Consider the following 18250-nt stretch of genomic DNA (forward strand, 5'->3'; position numbering starts at 1 on the left):
ACCTGTCGACGCTACCCCTTCTCGAGGGCCCGGCCCGCGCCTCGATGTGTCGAGTTCGCGCCGACCGTCCGACACCCTCTGCGCGATGGATGCGGTCCCAGGACCTGGCGGATCTGCCGGCGAATGAGGAGACGTCATGAAGAGTTCTCTGTGGTTCGTGTCCGGTCTCGCTGTCGTCGCGCCGGCGCTGACGTCGGTTCTCGGGGCGCAGGTGGCCTCGGCCGCTCCGATTCAGCCGAACAAGAACTGCGAGTACGAGTTTCAAGGGGGGTGCGTGAAGTGGTACACCGGCGTCTCGACCTGCGATCACATCGTCGAGACCAGTGCCCCGGAATATCGCGAGAAGGCCTGCGCGGTCTGGGTCGCGACGGGGACGATGCACATCGAGCGATGAACGATGGTGGACCGCACGACCGCCTCATCGGCGGTACTCGTATCCGTGCTGCTCCTCGTGGGCTGCACCGAGCCGGGAGGCGATCAGGAGGCCGCTCCCTGTGTCCCGCTCGAGCGCACGTGGAACGACTACGCGCCGGAACTCGATCCCGTTCTGCGTCCACCGTTTCGCGAAGCCCTCGAGGGCTTCGACGAGAGCTCCTCGAACTCGATCGCGTCCGACGCTGCTCGTCTCGCCACGAGCAATCTGCTCTCCGCGATCTCCGGGGATCGACGAGCGAGCGAGTACTTCTGGAACGCCATGGACCTGATCGGCCGTGCGTGCGCCGAGGCGGGAGTCCCGCTGTCGTTCGACCACCACGGCGAGCAGCTGACGACGGGGAGCAGCGCCGACCTTGGGCGCCCGCCCTGGGCTCTCGATCCGCCGCCTCAGCCGGAGAGCGGCACGATCGAGCCGACGATCCCGGAGTAGCTCACGTAGTAGAGGACGCCGTCGCGGTGGAGGACGCCGCGGCCGGGGTAGCTCTCGTCCGGTCCGTCGGGCCCGTCGAGGAAGCCCGGAGCCGCGGTGTCGTCGGCGGTGAACCCGTCGGCGAGGAGCGCGGCGCTCCGGTCAGGCCACTCCGCGTCCGGGACCGCCAGCTGCCCGACCACGACCGACACGTCGCCCTGGCCGCTCCACCGGCAGAGCACCCCGTCCTCGGCGATCTCCTGCAGGACGGGGTAGTCGGCGTCGTAGACCGTCGCCTCGGGCGAGAGGGCGAGGCCGTCCTCGGCGAGCGACGCCTCCTCCTCGGCGGTGAGCAGGTCCTCGCAGGGGAGCAGGGCGGTGGCCGGGGTCGCGGTGGGCAGCGGAGTCGCGCTGCCGGCGCTCGCGGTCGGCACGGCACTGCTCGGCGTCGGAGCGCTCGAGACCAGCGGTGGAGCTGTCGTCGGGGCCGTCCCCTCGTCGGCGCTTCCCGTGCAGCCGCTCAGCGCGAGCAGCCCCGCCGCGCAGGCGAGCAGCGCACCGGCGCCCCTCGCGGTCGTCGTCCGGATCATCGCGAGCCCCCTCGTCCGCGGCGGCCGCGTCGCCGCCCCCTCGATCCTCTCCTCCGCTCTCGCCGGCTGTCCACCGCCCCCGGCCGGCGCCGGGGCGACTACCGCTTCGGCCCCGCGCCGATCGCCCAGACCCGCGGCGGCACGGTGCCGTTGACCGCGTGGTCGCCGACGATCCGCGCCTTGAACACCCACGGATTGTGGCTCGCGGCCGTGCGAGCATTGCGCCAGTGCCGGTCGAGGTTCTTGCGGGTGCTCACCCCGGAGGCGCCCAGCGCGTCGAAGAGGTCGGAGGTCGCCCGGGTGGCCAGCTGCGTCAGGACGATCTGGGCCTGCGCCGTCTCGAGCTCGGCGAGGTCGTTCTGCCGCTCGTCCTCGAGCGGGTCGCCGTCGAGGGCCGCGTCGTGCGCCCGCTGCAGCGCGACCGCCGCGCGCTCCACGATCGCCGCTCCCGCGTAGGCGGCGGCCGAGACCTGCCCCACCACCTGCAGGATCTGCGGATCCGCCGCGAACGACTCGGCGTTCCCGTGCGAGAAGATCCGCGTCCGCGCTCGCACTTCGGCCGCGATCTCGCGCTCGGCCCCCGCGATCGAGCCCGCCAGCACGGCCAGCAGCACCGCCTGGTAGAACGCGGTCTGGTAGCGGAACCGGGTCTCGAAGTCGATCACGTCCTCGGCCGCGACCACCGCCTCCGTGAAGGTGCTCGTCCCCGAGCCGGTGGTGCGCTGGCCGAAGCCGTCCCAGTCGTCGGCGTGCTCGACGCCCGCCTGGCGAGCGTCGACGATCGCGATCACCTTCTGCCCGGTGTCGGTGCGCTGGGCGAAGGTGTCGATCCAGTCGGCGAAGACGCTGCCGGTGGAGTAGTACTTCGTGCCGGTCACCGTGAACCGCGTCGGGTCGCCCTCGACCGGAGCGACCTTCGTCTGCACGTCGCCGATCGCGACCGTGCCGACCTCGGTCCAGGCGTTGCCGCCGAGCTCGCCGTCGGCGAAGCGCCGGAGCCAGCGCTCGCGGGTCCCGTCGGTCGCGAGCAGCCGGTCCTCGACCAGGGCGAAGTGGCCGCGGAGCGCCTGGGGGAGGTTGGAGTCGGCGGCGGCCAGCTCCGTCAGCAGGCGGAACAGCTGGGGGAGGCTCGCGCCGGCCCCGCCGGACTCCAGTGGCACGCGCACCGCGCCGAACCCGGCGTCCGCCAGCGCTCGGATCTGCGCGACCGGCAGCTCGCGCGCGCTCTCCCGCGCCGCCGCCCCCGCCGCGATCTCGGCGAACAGCGGCCGGAACCGCCCCGCCAGCTCCTCGTAGTCCACCTCGGGCACGGCCCGCAGATCGGTCGCGGTCATCGTCGGCTCCTGTTCCGCTGCGCCCACCCCGGGCGGCTCGTGCTCGACGGTAGGGGAGGAGCCCGGTCCGCGGTCCGCCCGTGACGCCCGGTGTCCCTCCGTGACGCCCGGTGTCCCTCCGTGACCTCCGGTGTCCCTCCGTGACGCCCGGATCGGGGAATGCCTCGCCCCCGGGGCTGTTGGCCCAGGGGATGTCCTCCACCACTCCCGTCCCCCCGTCCGACCCCCGCAGCGCCCTCGTCGTCGGTGCGACGGGCATCGGCGGCTCCGCCCTCGTCGACCTGCTCACCGAGCAGGGGTGGCCGGTGACCGCCCTCTCGCGCCGCCCGATCGACGCGCTCCCCGGCGTCACTCCGCTCGCCGCCGACCTGCGCTCCGCCGAGGACCTGGCCCGCGTTCTCGCCGACCAGCGCCCCACGCACGTCTTCTTCACCGCCTGGTCGCGCCAGGCGACGGAGGAGGAGAACATCGCGGTCAACGGCGGCATGGTCCGCGACCTCCTCGCCGCGCTCGCGCACGCTCCCGTCGAGCACGTCGCGCTGGTGACCGGCCTCAAGCACTACCTCGGCCCGTTCGAGGCGTACGGGCAGGGCGCGATGCCCGACACCCCGTTCCACGAGGAGGAGGAGCGCCTCGACGCCCCGAACTTCTACTACGCGCAGGAGGACGAGCTCTTCGCCGCGGCCAGGCGCGCCGGGTTCACCTGGTCGGTGCATCGCTCGCACACGGTCATCGGGCACGCCGTCGGCAACGCGATGAACATGGGGCTGACCCTCGCGGTCGCGGCGTCGATCCACCGTGCCGAGGGCACCCCGCTCGTGTTCCCCGGCTCGCTCACGCAGTGGAACGGACTCACCGACATGACCGACGCGACGATCCTCGCCGAGCAGATGCTCTGGGCGTCGACGTCGGAGGCGGGCCGCGACCAGGCCTTCAACGTGGTCAACGGCGACGTCTTCCGCTGGCGCTGGATGTGGACCCGGATCGCGGAGCACTTCGGCGTCGAGCCGGTCGGCCCGGGGGAGGAGCCGCAGCCGCTCGAGCAGCAGATGGCCGATGCCGAGCCCGTCTGGCGGCGCCTCGTCGACGAGCACGGGCTGATCGAGCCCGACCTCTCCCGCGTCGCCTCCTGGTGGCACACCGACGCCGACCTCGGCCGGAACCTCGAGGTCGTCACCGACATCGGCAAGTCCCGCCTCGCCGGCTTCACGGCGTTCCACCGGACGGTCGACTCGTTCACGGCGCTCTTCGACCGCTACCGCGCGGAGCGCCTGATCCCCTAGCGGTTCGCTGCGGCGCCCCTCGCGATGAGCACGTCCGGCGAGAGCTGGTGGCGCACGAAGCGGAGCGTGAAGCTGCGGCGGTCTCCTCCGGAGACCCGCTCGGCGAGGACGCGGATGCCGAGGACGGCGACGACGCGCCACTGCTCGGTCTCGTGGGCGACGACGGCGCAGAAGAGGTCGCCCGGGCGCACCTCGTCGACGGTGGTGGTGAGGCTGTTCGTTCCGTGGGTCATCTGGCCGCTCCTGGTTCCGGCGGACCTCGCGGACGGCGCTTCGGGTGCGCCGCGCAGCCGTCCGCCGGTCGCTCGAGAGGGGGGCCCGAGCGGCCGGCGGCCGGTCATGCGTGCGACAGCAGGGACGAGCCCGCCGGAACGACCCCGTGCCGCAGGAGCAGTGTAAGACTGCGACCCTGACCGTGGCGCGGAATGTCAACCACTTGCGAGCGCGCTCCCGGGGTTCTCGGGCCCGGAGACGACGGAACCCGCCTCCCGGGCGGGAAGGCGGGTCGTGTCGGTGTGCGGCGGCGGCGCCTGATCGGGAGCGGCTCCGGCGCGGAGGGTCAGGCGGCGGGCTCGGCGCGGCGCAGCGGGACGGCGGCGTTGCTCGTCGGCTCGGGCACGATGCGGAGGCCGGCGCCGCTGTTGGCGCGCTCCATGAGGGCCTCGACCCACTCCGGGTTGATCGTGGGCTGGCGGCTGCCCTTGAACTCGAACTGGATCGGGATGGTCGGATGCATCCACACGCCGCGGCGGCCGGTGCCGGCCTGGGGGCTCGCGTCGAGGGTGAGCAGGAAGCGCTCGTCGCGGCGGAACTTGTTGATGATGACGATCTGGAGGTGGGCGAGGGCGCGGTCCTCGACCTCGATGGCGGCGGGGGGAGTGCCGTACAGGATGTTGCCCATGGTGTGCTCCGATCTGACGTGCGAGTGGCTGACGTCCGTCACTCTATATCGCTAGAAAGACTTCCTACTAGTTGAGCTAGCTACTTACGTCGCGGACTGCGTTTTCTGTCCATCGCCGCCGGTCGCCTCGATTCTCCGACGGACCCGGGGCGCGGCAGAAGTCCCTCGGAGTGAACTCTCGGGGACGCACGGCCACGGCCGCGTGGACGCGCGTCAGGCGCGGCGCTGCTCTAGCACGCCGTCGGCGTACTCGCCGATCGGCTCGCCCGCGAGCTCCTGGGCGGCGTCGACCGCCTCGGAGTCGGCCGGGCGCTCGACGATGTCGCGCATCGTCTGCAGGAAGCGGATGACGGTCCCGGCCTCGGAGGGGTTGAGCGTCTCGGCCGCCTCGAGCATGCGGCGGTGCATCTCGTCGAGCGTCTCGCGCACCTCGCGGTGGGAGGTGGGGGTGGCGACGATGCGGATGGCCCGGCGGTCGCTCGGGTGCGGCTCCCTGACCACGTGCCCGCTCTTGACCAGCCGGTCGATCAGCACGGTCGTGGAGGCGGAGGAGATGCCGAGGTAGGAGGCCAGGTCCTTCGGGCTGACGTGCACGCCCTTCTGCTGGCGGCGCATGAGGAACTGCACGGCCAGCAGGTCGTTCTCGCCCATGCCCATGGATCCGCGGGTCCGTCGGCGCATCGCGGCCTCCGCCGTGCGGAAGGCGCGCATCGCGGCGAGGACCTCCACCGCTCCGGGCTCGGTCGCCTCACCCGAGAACCAGAAGGCCCCGGGTCGCTTCAGCGTGACCTCATCCATGCCGAACAGTCTAGACAGTCTCGTAGCAAGAACATCTAGACAAGCCAACCTCCCCCGAGGTGCTTGCCTGGAAGGGCGGCGACCACTACGAAGGGACTACTAGTTAGACGAGCTAGTGACTCATTCGCGAAGGGAGCTGCCCGTGCTGGACGAACTCGACCGCCTGCAGCCGCTCCTGGCCGACGTCGTGGATCCGCTGGTCGGCTCCACCCTGGCCGGTCGCTACCTCGTGCTCGAGCGGGTGGGGGAGGGCGGCAGCGCCGTCGTCTACCGCGCCCGCGACCTCCGCCTCGCCCGCCAGGTCGCGGTCAAGGTCCACCGCGACGTCCCGGACACCCCCAACGAGCGGGCGCGTCGCGAGCGCGAGATCCGCTTCCTGATCGACTCGCGTCACGCCTCCGTGGTGGACGTCCTCGACCAGGGCGAGATCCCCGGCGAGGAGGGCGACCTCGCGTTCCTCGTCCTCGAGTACTTCGACCGCAGCGACCCGGCGGCCGACTGGTTCGGCTCCGGCGATGAGCGGCTCGTCGCGGAGGTCGGCGCTCAGGTGGCCGATGCTCTCGCGCACCTGCACGCGCAGGGCGTCCTCCACCGCGACGTGAAGCCCGAGAACGTCCTCGTCCGCTCGCGCGCCACCGCATCCGGCTTCTCCGCGCACGAGGCCAAGCTCAGCGACTTCGGGATCGCCCGCTCGGTCGACGACGCCCGGCTCACCCGCTCCGACGTGCTGGTGGGCACCGCCGCGTACCTCAGCCCCGAGAGCCTCGGCTCCGGCCCGGTCGGACCGGCGTCCGACGTCTACTCGCTCGGGCTGGTCCTGCTCGAGGCCGTCTCGGGCCGCAGGGCCTACACCGGCACGACGCTCGAGATCTCGATCCAGCGCCTCCACCACGCGCCCGTCGTCCCGGAGACGGTCCCGGCGGAGTGGCGCGAGCTGCTGACCGCGATGACCGCTCTCGATCCGGCCGACCGCCCCTCCGCCGAGGAGGTGGCACGCCGGCTCTGGGCGCGCCTGGCCGGCGGCCCCGCCGCAGCCCCCTCCCGCAGCGGAGTCACGGGCACGGTCGCCCTCGTCGCCGCGGGCCTGGTCGGCGCGGTGACGGCCCTCTCGCTCACCGGCTGGCTGGGCTGAGCGCCCCGAGCGGTCCTCGTCCGCTCAGGTTCCTCGCGAGCGTGCTCCCGTAGGCTCCGGGCGACCCTCGACCGACCCCGAGCCGCGTCGCCGCGGACCGAACGGAGCCGATCCCATGAGCCCGCGCCGCCTCTTCCGCCTGCTGTCGATCGTCGAGGCGGTGACCTGGACTCTCCTGATCGTCGGGATGCTGCTGAAGTACGCGGCCGGAGCCGGCGACTGGCCGGTGAGCGTCGCCGGGCCGATCCACGGGTTCGCGTTCCTCGCCTACGGAGCCGCGGCCCTGGTGCTCGCGGTGAACCAGCGGTGGTCGGCGGGCGCGACGGCGCTCGCGGTCGTCAGCGCGGTCGTGCCCTACGCGACCATCCCGCTGGAGCGCGGCTTCGAGCGCCGCGGCCTGCTGGAGGGCCCGTGGCGGACGCACGCGACGGACGACCCGCGCGACCGGCGTGTGACGAGCAGACTCCTCCGCTGGGCGCTCGCGCGGCCCGTGCTCGCCGGGGCGCTGGTCCTGGCTCTGGTCGCCGTGGTCTTCGCGGCGCTGCTCGTGGTCGGCCCGCCCGGGGGCGGCGAGGCCTGATCCCGCGCGCGGCGTGCCTCAGACGGGGCGCGTCTCCGCGTCGATGAGGATCTCGGCGGCGCGACGCGCGTGCAGGGCGGCCTCCGGGGTTCCGGCGATGGCCGCGGTGGTCTGGGCGCCCTCGGCGAGGATCGCGAGCTGCGCGGCGAGCTCGGCGCCGCCACCCGCCTCCTCGGCGAGGGTCGCGAGGAAGCGCTGGAACGTCTCCTTGTGGTCGCGCGCCATCTCGGCGACCATCGGGTTCGACGAGCCGAGCTCCCCGAAGGCGTTGATGAAGCCGCAGCCGCGGAACGAGTCCTCGGAGAACCAGTCGAAGAGGAAGTCGTAGATCGCGAGCAGCTTGCCGCGAGGTCCGTCCGCCGCGGCGACCCGGGTGGTCACGCCGAGGGTCCACTGCTCGTGCCGGCCGTGCAGGACGGCGACCACCACCGACTCCTTGCTCGGGAACTCCGAGTAGAGGCGCTTCAGCGAGACGCCCGCGGCCGTGCGGAGCTCGTCCATCCCGACGGACTGGATGCCGCGCTCGTAGTAGAGCCGGTCGGCGGCCGCGAGGATCGCCTCGCGGGGAGGGCGCTCGTCGAGGATCGGGGACATCCCTCCATGGTAGGCGGTACCAGAACGGGCGTTCTCGGTCGGCGGCCGCGCTCTCCGCAGGGGGTCCGGGGGCCGGGCGCTGCTGCTAGCGTCGCGCTCGGGCGCGCGGGCGCCCGGGAACGGGAGGCGGACGCATGGTCGTCGCGATGCAGGCCGAGGGATTCGACGGGCCGGAGGCGCTGCGCGCCGTCGAGGTCGATCCGGGGGAGCCGACGCCCGGCAGGGTGCGGATCGCGGTGCGCGCCGCGGGCGTGAACCCGGCCGATGCGAAGCTCCTGCGCGGGATGTTCGGGCGCGATCGGGTGCCGGTCCGGCCGGGCAGCGAGGTCTCCGGAGTCGTGACCGCGGTCGGCGAGGGGGCCGAGGGGCCGCTCGGCCCGATCCGCGTGGGCGACGAGGTCGTGGCGTTCCGGGTCTCCGGCGGCTACTCCGCCGAGCTGGTCGCGCCCGCGAGCGCGGTCCTGCCCAAGCCCGCCGGGCTCGGCTGGGCGGCGGCCGCGGGCCTGCTGCTGGCCGGGACGACCGCCGAGCACCTCGTCGAGGCCACCCGCGTCTCCTCCGGGGACACCGTCCTGGTGCACGGGGCGAGCGGGGCCGTCGGCTCGCTCGCGGTGCAGCTCGCGGTCGCCCGCGGAGCACGGGTGCTGGGCACCACGAGCGAGCGCGGCGAGGAGGTCGTCCGCCGCTTCGGCGCGGAGCCGGTCCGCTACGGCGCCGGGCTGGAGGAGCGCGTGCGCGCCCTGGCCCCCGGCGGCGTCGACGTCGCGCTGGACACGGCGGGCACCGACGAGGCGCTGGACGCCTCGGTGGCTCTGGTCGCCGACCGCTCGCGCATCGCCACTGTGGCCGGCTTCGAGCACGCCGCCCGCCTCGGCGGGATCCTGATGCTCGGCGGCGGACCGGGAGCCGATCCCGGCACCGCGCTCCGCGACGCCGCCCGGCCGGGCCTGCTCGACCGCGCCGGTCGCGGGGAGCTCGAGGTCGTGCTCGGGCCCTCCTTCCCGCTGACCGAGGCGGCCGCCGCGCTCGCCCTCGTCGAGTCGGGCCGCGCGCGCGGCAAGACGGTCCTGCTCCCCTGAACGAGACGTCCTCCCTCGACCTGCCGGCCCTCGGGCCCTTCGACTCCGCCGGCGCCGCGAGCCTCCTCCGCAACCACGCCCTCCCCGGAGTGGAGCGGGTCTCGGCCGACGGCCGGCGCCTGGAGCGCCTGCTCACCCTCGACGGGGCGACGCGGCCGATCGCGCTCGAGGTGACGGAGACCGGGCTGCGGGTGGAGGCGGAGCCGGACGTGCTGACGCCGGCGGCCGCGGTCGTCCGTGCCTGGTTCGACCTCGACTCCGATGTGGTGGCGATCGGCGCCGAGCTCTCGCGGGACCCGCTGCTCGCCCGCTCCGTCGCGGCCCGGCCGGGGCTGCGCGCGACGCAGTACCCGGAGGCGTTCGAGGCGGCGGTGATGGCGGTCCTCGGCCAGCAGGTGTCCGTCGCCGCGGCCCGGACCTTCGGCGGACGCACCGCCGCGGCCTTCGGCGCCCCGGGGGAGCGCGGTCTGCTGGCGTTCCCCGAACCCGCCGCCCTGCTCGCACCGGAGTTCGAGGCTCTGCGCTCGGCGATCGGGATCACCAACGCCCGGGCGCGGACGGTCCGGGCCGTCGCCGAGGCCTTCGCCGCCGGACCCGTGCTCGACCGCGCGGGCGACCTGCCGGAGCAGCGGCGCGCGCTCCTCGCGATCCCGGGCATCGGGCCGTGGACGGCCGACTACCTCGCGCTCCGGTTCCTCGGCGATCCGGACGCGTTCCCCGCCGGCGACCTGGTGCTGCGGAAGGCGCTCGGCCGGGTGAGCACGGCGGAGGCGGAGGCGGCGTCGCAGGCGTGGCGGCCGCACCGGGCGCACGCGGCGTTCCACCTGTGGGCGAGCACCGGAGCGGTCTGAGCGGGTGGACGACCCGAGTCGAGAGCCGCGCCCGGACCGGCGGCCGGGACCGGCCGCCGACGGATCAGGTCAGGTACTCGACGTCGTCGTACAGGATCGGCGCGTCCTCGGCGTCCGGATCCTCGACCGGGACGTCCTCGTGCTCGAGGATGACCGCGACGCCCGGGGAGACCAGCACGCAGACCTCCCGCTCGCCGGCGACCGTGAAGCTCACCATGTCGCCGCGGTTGCGCACGGCCTCGACCAGGCGCTTCTCGAGCTCCTCGGTGTCGAGGGAGACGGCGAGGAGGAAGCGACGGCCGTCGATGCTGAGCGTGGTGCGCCGCATCGTCGCCTCGGGCTCGGGAGGCGTGCCGCGTCCGCCGCGGCCCGGCGTGACCGCCTTGACCCGCAGCGACGAGGCGTGCATCCGGATGACGGCGTTCACGAGCCCGCCTCCGGGCGCGACTCGTGGTGGCGGCGGCCGCCGGAGCGGCGGTCCTCCTTCATCTCGGACTCGAAGAGGTGGCGGCGTCCGCCTGCGAGCTCGTCGCGCGCGGCGCGCTCCTGCTCCCGGAACGCGGCGTAGTAGGTGTCGTCGTAGTCCTCGACGATCTGGAAGGTCCAGCGCCCCTCGATGACGTTGCGGCCGACGAGCTCGGCCTCGATCCGCTCGGCGGTCGCGGCGTGGCCGGCCTCGCGCAGCGCGTCGACGGCCTCGCCCAGAGCGAGGTCGGCTGCGCCGGTGAGCCGGTGGAAGCCGTAGAGCAGACCGCGGGCGTGCTCGACCGTCTCGAGCGCCTCCGAGAGCTTCCCGAGCGCCGCCACGGTGGCGTCGTCGAGACCCTCCGGGCGCAGGTGCGCGGAGTCGGGGTGGTCGTGTGAGCTGCTCATCCAGGTGAGCTTAGGCCGACCTAAATGCTCTGTGACCCCCTTGCGCCGCCGCCGGGAATGGTTCGTGCCCGGAGCGGCAGGGCGGTCAGGTGCACGTAGCGGAGCACTCCGTCGTCGGCGACGGCGGTCAGGAAGGTGCAGGCCGGCTGGCGCCTCCGATCCGTCGGGGAGCCCGGATTGAGCAGGCGGAGACCCGCCGGGGAGACGGTGTCCCAGGGGATGTGGCTGTGCCCGAAGACGAGCACGTCGGCACCCGGATGGGCGGCGTCGGCGCGGGTCTCGCGGCCGGCCGCCGCTCCGGTCTCGTGCACCACGCGGACGTCGAGGCCGGCGACGCGGGCGCGCGCGACCTCGGGCAGGCGGGCGCGCAGCGGCTCCGGATCGTTGTTGCCCCACACGGCCAGCAGGAGCGCCGCCCGCTCCTCCAGCGCGTCCAGTGTCGCCTCGTCGACCCAGTCGCCCGCGTGCACGACCAGGTCGGCCTCGTCGACCGCGCGCCACACCTCGTCCGGGAGGGCCTTCGCCCGCTTCGGGAGGTGCGTGTCGGCGAGCAGGAGGAGGCGGACCGGACCGTCGACCTCGGGTGGAGAGCCGTCGGGGCCGGGCTGGAGCAGGGGCATCAGCGGGCGGGGCCGGGCGTCGGCTCCACTCCGCCGTCGGCACCGGGCCCGTTCGCGGTCCCGGAGCTGCGGAGGCGGGCGTCGAGCGCCTCGAGGTCGGCGGCGAACCAGAGGTGGTCGCCGCGGTTCGACTCGACGACGAAGGCCTGCAGCGCGCTCGACTCCGCCACCGGTCCGCTGACGTCGCCGAGGATCACCAGCCGCTTGCCGTACGAGACGAACTTCTGCACGAACTCGCCGGCGATGCCGGAGCGCAGGCGGAGGAACTCGGGGTCGAGCCGGCCGACGGGCACCACGATCGTCTCGACATCGCCGCCGTAGGTCTCGCCGATGAGCGCGATCGCGTCGTCCGGGGTCGAGAGCGCGCCTCCGTCGTCGTCGACGAGCAGGAGGGGGACGCCCTGGCGGGTCTCGGTTCTCATCGGGCCAGCCAATCACGTCGGCCGGGGAGAGGCGAGCGGGGCCGTCCGGGCCTCCGCTCGGGGCGTCCACTCCCGGGCCGGCCGTGCTCGGGGGGACACGCCGATCAGGCGTCCGGACGGCTGCCCGCGCCGCCGCTACGAGCCCGGCAGCTCGACGCGGCGCTTGAAGCCCACGTGCGAGTCGACGAAGCCCAGGCGCAGGTAGAAGCGGTGGGCGTCGGTGCGGGCGGCGTCCGAGGTCAGCTGGACGAGCGGCGTGCGGAGCTCGATCGCAGCGACGTCCAGCACCCAGCGCATCAGGGCCGTGCCGATCCCCGCCGACCGCTCGGCGCTCGCCACCCGGACCGCTTCGATGAGCAGGCGGGAGCTGCCCCGGCGCGCCATCCCGGGGATCACGGTCAGCTGCAGCGTCCCGACCACGGCTCCGGCGCCGTCCACCGCGACCACGAGATCGTTTCCCGGGTCCTGCGCGATGCTCCGGAAGGCGGCCTCGTAGGCGGCCCCGTCCTCCTCGGCGGCGACGTCTCCGCGCCCGGCGCTGATCGGGTCGTCGGAGAGGAGCCGGACGATCGCGGGGAGGTCGTCGAGCACCGCACGCCGGAGGAGGAGGCTCCTCTCCCCGGGGCCGGCGTCGCAGGGGAGGGTCAGGTCGGCGATCATGCCCTCATCCTCCCGCGGCCGCTCGCTGCTCCACCCCGCGAGCGGTGGTCGGAGGCGGGCAGGACGCGGCTGAGAGCGGCAGGGGGATCCTGGTGCCCGGTCCGCACGTCCACGCGCCGCGTCCCGCAGCCGACGCAGCGGACGTACACGACGACGCCCTCGCTGGTCCGGTGGGCCGACTCGGTCGTCCAGCCGTGCTCGTGCGGATCGACGGCGGGGGCGAGCGGCTCGGAGGGGTGCGGGGAGGGTGTGGAGGTGCGCATGGGAGCCACTGTGCTGTCATGGTCTTATGCAGCTCAACCCTTACGGCGAGTACGCGGTCCTGCTCGCCGCCTCCCTCGCGAACGACTGGCCGTCCGACCGCGCGGGCATCGAGGCGCGCACGCGCGAGTTCGGCATGACGATGGCCTTCGAGTCCGGCCCGGACGACCACGCCCGGACGCGCGACGTGATCGACGAGTGGCTGGAAGTGGTCGACGCGCCGACTCCGAGCGACCGGGCGACGTCGCTGAACCACCAGATGGCCGCGATCGCCGCGTATCCGCGCTTGACCGACCACGACGACGAGGGCTGGCACCTGCACTACCGCGACCAGGACCAGTCCCTGGCGCACGTCCTCCACGCCGTCATCGCGGTGGGCACGGCGCTGCACCTGACGACCCGGGGGATGAGCCGCCTCCTGCGGTGCGAGGCCGGTCGGGCGCCGGGCGACCACTGCAGGAACGTCGTCGTCGACGTGACGCGGAACGGCCGGCAGCGGTACTGCTCCGTCCGCTGCGCGAACCGGGCCGCGGTCCGGCGGCACCGCCTGCGGCACGCGGAGTGAGTCCGCGCGGCCCCGTCACTCCGCCTCGTCGCCGCCCGGCTTCATCCAGAACGGGGAGTAGTGGTAGCCGTCGAGGTCGTCGAACTGGCGCTGGTACATGAAGGGGTAGTCGTCGGTGTCGCCGATCCGGCCGCCCGCGGCGGCGGCCCGCTCGACGAGCTCGTCGACGGCCGCGCGGCTGTCGAGGTCGAACGAGACGGTCACCTTCGAGGGGGTGCCGGGGGCGCCGATCAGCTCCTCGGTGGCGCCGACGCTCTCGTACATCGCGCGGCTCGCGAGCATGACGGACGTGCCGGGACCGATCGCGAAGCAGGAGACGTCCTCGCGGGACATCTCGGCGTTCAGGGTCCAGCCGAGCGCGGTGTAGAAGGCGGTGGCGCGCTCGACGTCGTCGACCGGGCAGGTGATGAAGAGGCTCATGCGCTCACCCTCGCCACCTGCGGGCGGGCCGTCAAGAGCTCCGCGAGGGAACTCCGGACGGCCCGCCGGGACTCAGCGGAACGACCGCAGCCGCAGGCTGTTCAGCACGACGAAGACGCTCGAGAACGCCATCGCGGCGCCGGCCACGAGCGGCCCCAGGAGTCCGGCCATCGCGAGCGGGATCGCGGCCACGTTGTAGGCGAAGGCCCAGAAGAGGTTGCCCCGGATGACCGCGAGGGTGCGGCGCCCGAGGCGCAGGGCGTCGGGCACCCGGCCGAGGTCGTCGCCGACGAGGGTGATGTCGCTCGCCTCGATCGCCGCGTCCGATCCGGCGCCCATCGCGATCCCCACATCCGCGGCGGCCAGCGCGGCGGCGTCGTTCACACCGTCGCCGACGAAGGCGACGTGGCGGCCCTCCGCACGGAGGCGCTCGATCACGGCGAGCTTCTCCTCCGGCAGCACCTCGGCGACGACCTCGTCGATGCCGACGGCCGAGGCGACGGCCTGCGCCGCCCGCGGGTTGTCGCCGGTCAGCACCATCACCCGCAGGCCCCGCTCGCGCAGGGCGCGGACGGTGCGGGACGCCTCCGGCCTCGGCTCGTCGCGGAGGACCGCGAAGCCGCGAAGCGCCCCCTCCCAGCCGACGCCGACGACGGTGCCGCCCTCGGCGGTCGCTCGCTCGGCGCGCTCGGCGAGACCGCCCGGCGCGAAGCCCCACTGCTCCTCCAGCCAGCGCAGCCGGCCGGCGACGACCAGGCGGCCCTCGACCCGGGCACGCACGCCGAACCCGGTGCTGGAGCGGAATCCGGTCGCCTCGGGGACGTCGAGGTGCGCGGCCCCGGCCACGATCGCCGCGGCGAGCGGATGCTCCGACCCGCGCTCGACGGCGGCGAGCATCCGCAGGCTCTCGTCGTCGCTGGACTCGACGACCTGGAAGGCGCCGGTGGTGAGCGTGCCGGTCTTGTCGAGCACGACCGTGTCGATCCGGCGCCCGGCCTCGAGCACCTCCGGCCCGCGGAGGAGGATCCCGAGCTGGGAGCCGCGGCCGGTGCCGACGAGGACGGCGGTCGGGGTGGCCAGGCCCAGCGCGCACGGGCAGGCGACGACGAGGACGGCGACGGCGGGAGAGACGGCGGCGGCGAGGTCGGCGCCGGCGATCAGCCAACCGGCGAGGGTGGCCAGGGCGAGCACCACCACGACCGGCACGAAGACGGAGGAGACGCGGTCGGCGAGCCGCTGGACGCGCGCCTTGCCGGCCTGCGCGTCCGAGACGAGGCGGCCCATCCGCGCGAGCGTGGTCTCGGAGCCGACGCGGTCGACGCGGACGGTGAGCAGGCCGTGCGCGTTGAGCACTCCGCCGGTCACGGTCGAGCCGGGGCCGACCTCGACCGGCACGCTCTCGCCGGTGAGCATGCTCGCGTCGATCGCGCTCGAGCCCTCGAGCACGGTGCCGTCGGCGGCGACGGTCTCGCCGGGGCGCACGCGGAGGACGTCGCCGACGGCGAGCGAGGACGCGGGCACGCGCTCCTCCTGCCCGTCGGCGGCGACGCGCACGGCGTCCTTCGCGCCGAGGCGGAGGAGCGCCCGGAGCGCCGCACCGGCGTCGCGCTTCGACCGCGCCTCCAGGTAGCGGCCGGCCAGCACGAGGACGGGGACGGCGGCGGCGACCTCGAGGTAGATCTCGTCGTGGCCGGAGCGGCTGCCCAGCAGCTCGAACGGCATGCTCATGCCCGGCCGCCCGGCGTCGCCGAGGAACAGAGCCCAGACCGACCAGGCGAAGGAGGCGCTGACACCGAGGCTGATCAGGGTGTCCATGGTGGTGGAGCCGTGCCGCAGCGCCCGCCAGGCGTTGCGGTGGAAGGGGAGCGCGCCCCAGACAGCGACCGGCGAGGCGAGGGCGAGGCACAGCCACTGCCAGTTCGCGAACTGCAGCGGCGGGATCATCGAGAGCAGGACCACCGGCACGGCGAGCAGGGCGGAGACGCGGAGCCGCGTGCGCAGGGCGCGCCGCTCGCGGTCGTCGTCGCTCTGCTCCTCCTGCTCCTCCGCGGGAGCCGCCTCGCCGGTGGAGGGGACCGTCGCGCTGTAGCCCGCGGCCTCGACGGCGGCGATCGCGTCGGCCGGAGTCGTGCCGGGCGGGAGGGTCAGCGTCGCGCGCTCGAGGGCGAGGTTGACGGTCGCGTGGACTCCGGGGAGCGCGTCGAGGCGCTTCTCGACCCGCGCGACGCAGGAGGCGCAGGTCATCCCTCCGATGGCGAGCTCGAGCGGGGTGCCGGTGGTCTCGGCCACGTCAGCTCAGGGGAGCGAGGCGGTAGCCCGCGTCGGCGACGGCGGCGGCGATCTCCTCGCGGCCGAGCGGCCGGGAGGAGCCGACCGTGACGGTCGAGACCCCGTCGGGGGCGAGGGACACGTCGACCGCCGAGACCTCGGGGTAGGCGGCGAGCTCCTCGGTGACGCTGCGGACGCAGTGCTCGCAGGTCATGCCCGCGACGCCGAAGCTCTGCACGGACGCGGCGGACAGGGAGCCCTGCGCCGCATGGCCGGCATCGGAGCGTCCGGCGTCGCCGTGGCCGCCGCACGCGCAGGCACCGCCTCCGCCGCAGCCGCAGCCTCCCGTCGATCCGCTCGCGGTCAGGCCGAGGTCGATCCTGGTGCTCATGGGTCCTCCTGTGTGGTGCGTCCGGTCCGATCCGGTCGATCGGCCCGGTGGGCGTCCGGTCGGCACGCCGGTCGCGGCATACCCCCGGGGGGTACTCCATGGTAAGCCCGCCGAGCCCTCTCGGCAAGGCGGGAGGGCGGAGGAGGGATGATCTCAGGGGCGGCTCGGAGCCGCGCGAGGAGGGAGGGGCGCATGGATCCCGCATCGACGCCGCACTGGGGCGAGCCCCCGCCGCGCACACCGCCGGCGGTCCCGCTGCCCCCGCGCACGCGGTTCGAGCCGACCGCGCTGCTCGCCGCGCCCCTGCCCGCCCCGGCCGCCGTCCGGGCCCGGGTCCGTCAGGCCGCCCCGGAGCGGCAGCGCCGGCTGGCGGCGCTCGCCGCGGTCACCGAGGGGTTCGCCGTCCTGCGCACTCCCGAGCTCGCCCGGGCGCTGCGCCGGATCGCGGCACCCGCCTCCGCCGCTCCGGCCGCCGCCGCCGCGGTGCTGGCCGTCGGCCGCGACGGACTCGAACTCGCCGCCGAGCGCGCGGACGCCCTGCGCATCGCCGAGTGGGATCGGATCGTCTCGGTGGGCGTCGGCACCTCGCCCTCGGGTGCCCACCGGGTCCGCGCGCTGGTCCTGGCGGTCCTCGCGCCGCCGCCCGCCTCCGCCGTCCTGCGTGCGGCGAGGCGGCGCCCGCGCACCGTCCTCGTGCCCCTGGTCGTCGCCGCCCCGGCCGCTCTCGGCTGGCGCGTGGCCGACGACCGCACGTTCCTCCTCGCTCTCGAGCGCCTCCAGCGCGCCCTCGAGGAGCGTGCCCGGTGAAGGCGCGGTTCCGCTTCGCCCTCGCGGCCGTCGCCGTGCTCGGCCTGGGCCTGGCACTGCGGTTCGTGCTCACGGGGCTGCTCGCCGACCTCGCCGGCGGAGTGGCCTACGTCGTGCTGGTGGCGCTGCTGATCGCGGTGCTCCTGCCGCGAATCCCGGGCGTGACGGCTGCCGGGATCGCGTTGGCCTGGTCGATCGCGATGGAGCAGCTGCAGGCGATCGGAGTCGCGGCGCGCCTGGTCGAGCTGTGGGCGCCGCTCCGCCTCGTCGTCGGCACCACCTTCTCCTGGCTCGACATCGCGGCCTACGTCCTCGGCGCGGTCGTCGCCGCGGCCGTGCACCTCGCCGTCACCCCGCGCGAGCAGTCCGCCTGACGGGAGTCCGCGCCCGGCGTCTCCTGTTCGCCCGTCGGCCGGGCTGCCGCGGGGCGTCCCGGCGTCCGCCGAGGCGCCGGCCTCGCCCACCGGACCGCCGAGGTGTTCGTGCGCTCCCCGAGGCGCCGCCGTCCCCGCGGTGCCTCGCCGGCGGACGCGGTGTCTCGCCGCAGGAGCGACGCCGACCGGAGGAGCGACGCCGACCGCCGGAGCGGCGCGGTCCCTCCGCCCCCGCGCCCCTGATTAGGGTGAAGCCATGAGCGAGCCGGCACTCCCCGAGACGACGGCCCCGCGGGCCTCGGCCCCGCACGACCACCGCCGCGACCGGCGCATCCCCGAGCCCGTCGACCGGTTCGCCACCGGCGAGGAGTACCCCGAGTACCGCGTCGACCTGGAGCGGATCCGCTTCTCGCCCTACTTCGCCCGCCTCTCCGCGGTGACCCAGGTCATCTCGCCCTCGGGCGTCGGCCAGGTCGTGCACAACCGGCTCACGCACTCGATCAAGGTCACCGCGGTCGCCCGCGCGATCGCGATGCAGCTGACCACCACCGATCCCGCCCAGCGCGAGCTGGTCGAGCGGCTCGGCGGCTGCGACCCGGTGGT

The 18250-nt window shown here is 74.5% G+C and carries 25 protein-coding genes and 1 pseudogene; 11 read left to right on the forward strand and 15 right to left on the reverse strand.

The window, feature by feature from the left end; translation table 11 throughout:
• Positions 1-136: 136 nt before the first annotated feature.
• Together C5C33_RS10200 and C5C33_RS10205 are read left to right on the forward strand one after the other, a co-directional pair.
• Positions 137-394 (forward strand): hypothetical protein, encoded by a 258-nt coding sequence (locus tag C5C33_RS10200; protein WP_104261038.1) that lies wholly within the window; start codon positions 137-139, stop codon positions 392-394.
• A gap of 3 nt (positions 395-397) precedes the next feature.
• Positions 398-865: a hypothetical protein gene (locus C5C33_RS10205; RefSeq protein ID WP_104261039.1), complete on the forward strand. Its 468-nt coding sequence runs from the start codon at positions 398-400 to the stop codon at positions 863-865.
• On the opposite strand, the gene C5C33_RS10210 is transcribed toward C5C33_RS10205, so the two are convergent.
• Both C5C33_RS10210 and C5C33_RS10220 read right to left on the reverse strand, forming a co-directional pair.
• The gene (locus C5C33_RS10210; protein WP_146085773.1) at positions 823-1434 is read right to left on the reverse strand and encodes a hypothetical protein; all 612 of its coding nucleotides are present in this window, start codon (positions 1432-1434) and stop codon (positions 823-825) included. The genes C5C33_RS10205 and C5C33_RS10210 overlap by 43 nt on opposite strands.
• 98 nt (positions 1435-1532) lie before the next feature.
• Complete coding sequence (locus tag C5C33_RS10220) at positions 1533-2768, reverse strand: acyl-CoA dehydrogenase family protein (protein WP_104261042.1); 1236 nt, start codon at positions 2766-2768, stop codon at positions 1533-1535.
• Between the two features lie 191 nt (positions 2769-2959).
• Here C5C33_RS10220 and C5C33_RS10225 point away from each other — a divergent pair, with 191 nt between their 5' ends.
• A complete protein-coding gene (locus C5C33_RS10225) occupies positions 2960-4051 on the forward strand; it encodes an SDR family oxidoreductase (RefSeq protein ID WP_104261043.1) in 1092 nt (363 codons plus the stop codon).
• On the opposite strand, the gene C5C33_RS10230 is transcribed toward C5C33_RS10225, so the two are convergent.
• The 3 genes from C5C33_RS10230 to C5C33_RS10240 all read right to left on the reverse strand — a co-directional run bounded on the left by C5C33_RS10230 (position 4048) and on the right by C5C33_RS10240 (position 5750).
• A complete protein-coding gene (locus C5C33_RS10230) occupies positions 4048-4284 on the reverse strand; it encodes a hypothetical protein (protein WP_104225949.1) in 237 nt (78 codons plus the stop codon). The genes C5C33_RS10225 and C5C33_RS10230 overlap by 4 nt on opposite strands.
• Before the next feature lie 326 nt (positions 4285-4610).
• Positions 4611-4952: an ATP-dependent DNA ligase gene (locus C5C33_RS10235; protein ID WP_104224199.1), complete on the reverse strand. Its 342-nt coding sequence runs from the start codon at positions 4950-4952 to the stop codon at positions 4611-4613.
• Positions 4953-5165: 213 nt separating this feature from the next.
• Positions 5166-5750, reverse strand: coding sequence for a MarR family winged helix-turn-helix transcriptional regulator (locus C5C33_RS10240; protein WP_104261044.1), 585 nt, complete (start codon positions 5748-5750; stop codon positions 5166-5168).
• A gap of 142 nt (positions 5751-5892) precedes the next feature.
• Between C5C33_RS10240 and C5C33_RS10245 the strand changes: the two genes are divergently transcribed.
• Positions 5893-6882, forward strand: a complete 990-nt coding sequence (locus C5C33_RS10245; protein ID WP_181132665.1) for a serine/threonine-protein kinase — start codon at positions 5893-5895, stop codon at positions 6880-6882.
• 115 nt (positions 6883-6997) lie between these two features.
• Positions 6998-7462: a DUF3817 domain-containing protein gene (locus C5C33_RS10250; RefSeq protein WP_104247001.1), complete on the forward strand. Its 465-nt coding sequence runs from the start codon at positions 6998-7000 to the stop codon at positions 7460-7462.
• 18 nt (positions 7463-7480) lie between these two features.
• On the opposite strand, the gene C5C33_RS10255 is transcribed toward C5C33_RS10250, so the two are convergent.
• Positions 7481-8056 carry a TetR/AcrR family transcriptional regulator gene (locus C5C33_RS10255; RefSeq protein WP_104224170.1) on the reverse strand — a complete coding sequence of 192 codons (576 nt, stop codon included), beginning with the start codon at positions 8054-8056 and terminating at the stop codon, positions 7481-7483.
• Between the two features lie 134 nt (positions 8057-8190).
• Here C5C33_RS10255 and C5C33_RS10260 point away from each other — a divergent pair, with 134 nt between their 5' ends.
• Complete coding sequence (locus C5C33_RS10260; protein ID WP_258069221.1) at positions 8191-9135, forward strand: NADP-dependent oxidoreductase; 945 nt, start codon at positions 8191-8193, stop codon at positions 9133-9135.
• Positions 9136-9155: 20 nt separating this feature from the next.
• Positions 9156-9986, forward strand: coding sequence for a DNA-3-methyladenine glycosylase (locus C5C33_RS10265; RefSeq protein ID WP_258065620.1), 831 nt, complete (start codon positions 9156-9158; stop codon positions 9984-9986).
• A gap of 64 nt (positions 9987-10050) precedes the next feature.
• Here C5C33_RS10265 and C5C33_RS10270 read toward each other — a convergent pair whose 3' ends face one another.
• The 6 genes from C5C33_RS10270 to C5C33_RS10295 form a co-directional block, all read right to left on the reverse strand.
• A complete protein-coding gene (locus tag C5C33_RS10270; RefSeq protein WP_104224172.1) occupies positions 10051-10413 on the reverse strand; it encodes a hypothetical protein in 363 nt (120 codons plus the stop codon).
• Positions 10410-10859 (reverse strand): hypothetical protein, encoded by a 450-nt coding sequence (locus C5C33_RS10275; RefSeq protein ID WP_104224173.1) that lies wholly within the window; start codon positions 10857-10859, stop codon positions 10410-10412. Before C5C33_RS10275 ends, C5C33_RS10270 begins: the two co-directional genes overlap by 4 nt.
• Positions 10860-10879: 20 nt before the next feature.
• On the reverse strand, positions 10880-11479 hold the full coding sequence (locus tag C5C33_RS10280; protein ID WP_104261047.1) for a metallophosphoesterase: 600 nt from the start codon (positions 11477-11479) through the stop codon (positions 10880-10882).
• On the reverse strand, positions 11479-11901 hold the full coding sequence (locus C5C33_RS10285; protein ID WP_104261048.1) for a DUF4180 domain-containing protein: 423 nt from the start codon (positions 11899-11901) through the stop codon (positions 11479-11481). The genes C5C33_RS10280 and C5C33_RS10285 overlap by 1 nt, the downstream gene beginning before the upstream one ends.
• 135 nt (positions 11902-12036) lie before the next feature.
• Positions 12037-12561 (reverse strand): GNAT family N-acetyltransferase, encoded by a 525-nt coding sequence (locus C5C33_RS10290; protein ID WP_104261049.1) that lies wholly within the window; start codon positions 12559-12561, stop codon positions 12037-12039.
• Positions 12558-12824, reverse strand: a complete 267-nt coding sequence (locus C5C33_RS10295; protein WP_104247006.1) for a hypothetical protein — start codon at positions 12822-12824, stop codon at positions 12558-12560. Before C5C33_RS10295 ends, C5C33_RS10290 begins: the two co-directional genes overlap by 4 nt.
• A 26-nt stretch (positions 12825-12850) precedes the next feature.
• On the opposite strand from C5C33_RS10295, the gene C5C33_RS10300 reads away from it, so the two are divergent.
• On the forward strand, positions 12851-13387 hold the full coding sequence (locus tag C5C33_RS10300; protein WP_104261050.1) for a CGNR zinc finger domain-containing protein: 537 nt from the start codon (positions 12851-12853) through the stop codon (positions 13385-13387).
• Between the two features lie 15 nt (positions 13388-13402).
• On the opposite strand, the gene C5C33_RS10305 is transcribed toward C5C33_RS10300, so the two are convergent.
• From C5C33_RS10305 to C5C33_RS18980, 3 genes are all read right to left on the reverse strand, one after another.
• Complete coding sequence (locus C5C33_RS10305) at positions 13403-13807, reverse strand: VOC family protein (protein ID WP_104261051.1); 405 nt, start codon at positions 13805-13807, stop codon at positions 13403-13405.
• A gap of 72 nt (positions 13808-13879) precedes the next feature.
• On the reverse strand, positions 13880-16096 hold the full coding sequence (locus C5C33_RS10310; protein ID WP_258069222.1) for a cation-translocating P-type ATPase: 2217 nt from the start codon (positions 16094-16096) through the stop codon (positions 13880-13882).
• A gap of 1 nt (position 16097) precedes the next feature.
• Positions 16098-16466 (reverse strand): heavy-metal-associated domain-containing protein, encoded by a 369-nt coding sequence (locus C5C33_RS18980; protein WP_104224180.1) that lies wholly within the window; start codon positions 16464-16466, stop codon positions 16098-16100.
• Between the two features lie 192 nt (positions 16467-16658).
• On the opposite strand from C5C33_RS18980, the gene C5C33_RS18525 reads away from it, so the two are divergent.
• From C5C33_RS18525 to C5C33_RS18985, 3 genes and pseudogenes are all read left to right on the forward strand, one after another.
• Complete coding sequence (locus tag C5C33_RS18525) at positions 16659-17273, forward strand: hypothetical protein (RefSeq protein WP_104261052.1); 615 nt, start codon at positions 16659-16661, stop codon at positions 17271-17273.
• On the forward strand, positions 17270-17647 hold the full coding sequence (locus tag C5C33_RS18530) for a DUF2809 domain-containing protein (RefSeq protein ID WP_104261053.1): 378 nt from the start codon (positions 17270-17272) through the stop codon (positions 17645-17647). Before C5C33_RS18525 ends, C5C33_RS18530 begins: the two co-directional genes overlap by 4 nt.
• 256 nt (positions 17648-17903) lie before the next feature.
• Positions 17904-18250 (forward strand): annotated as a pseudogene (locus tag C5C33_RS18985) (phosphodiesterase); the annotation flags it as partial.

It is taken from the genome of Rathayibacter sp. AY1H3 (assembly GCF_002932015.1).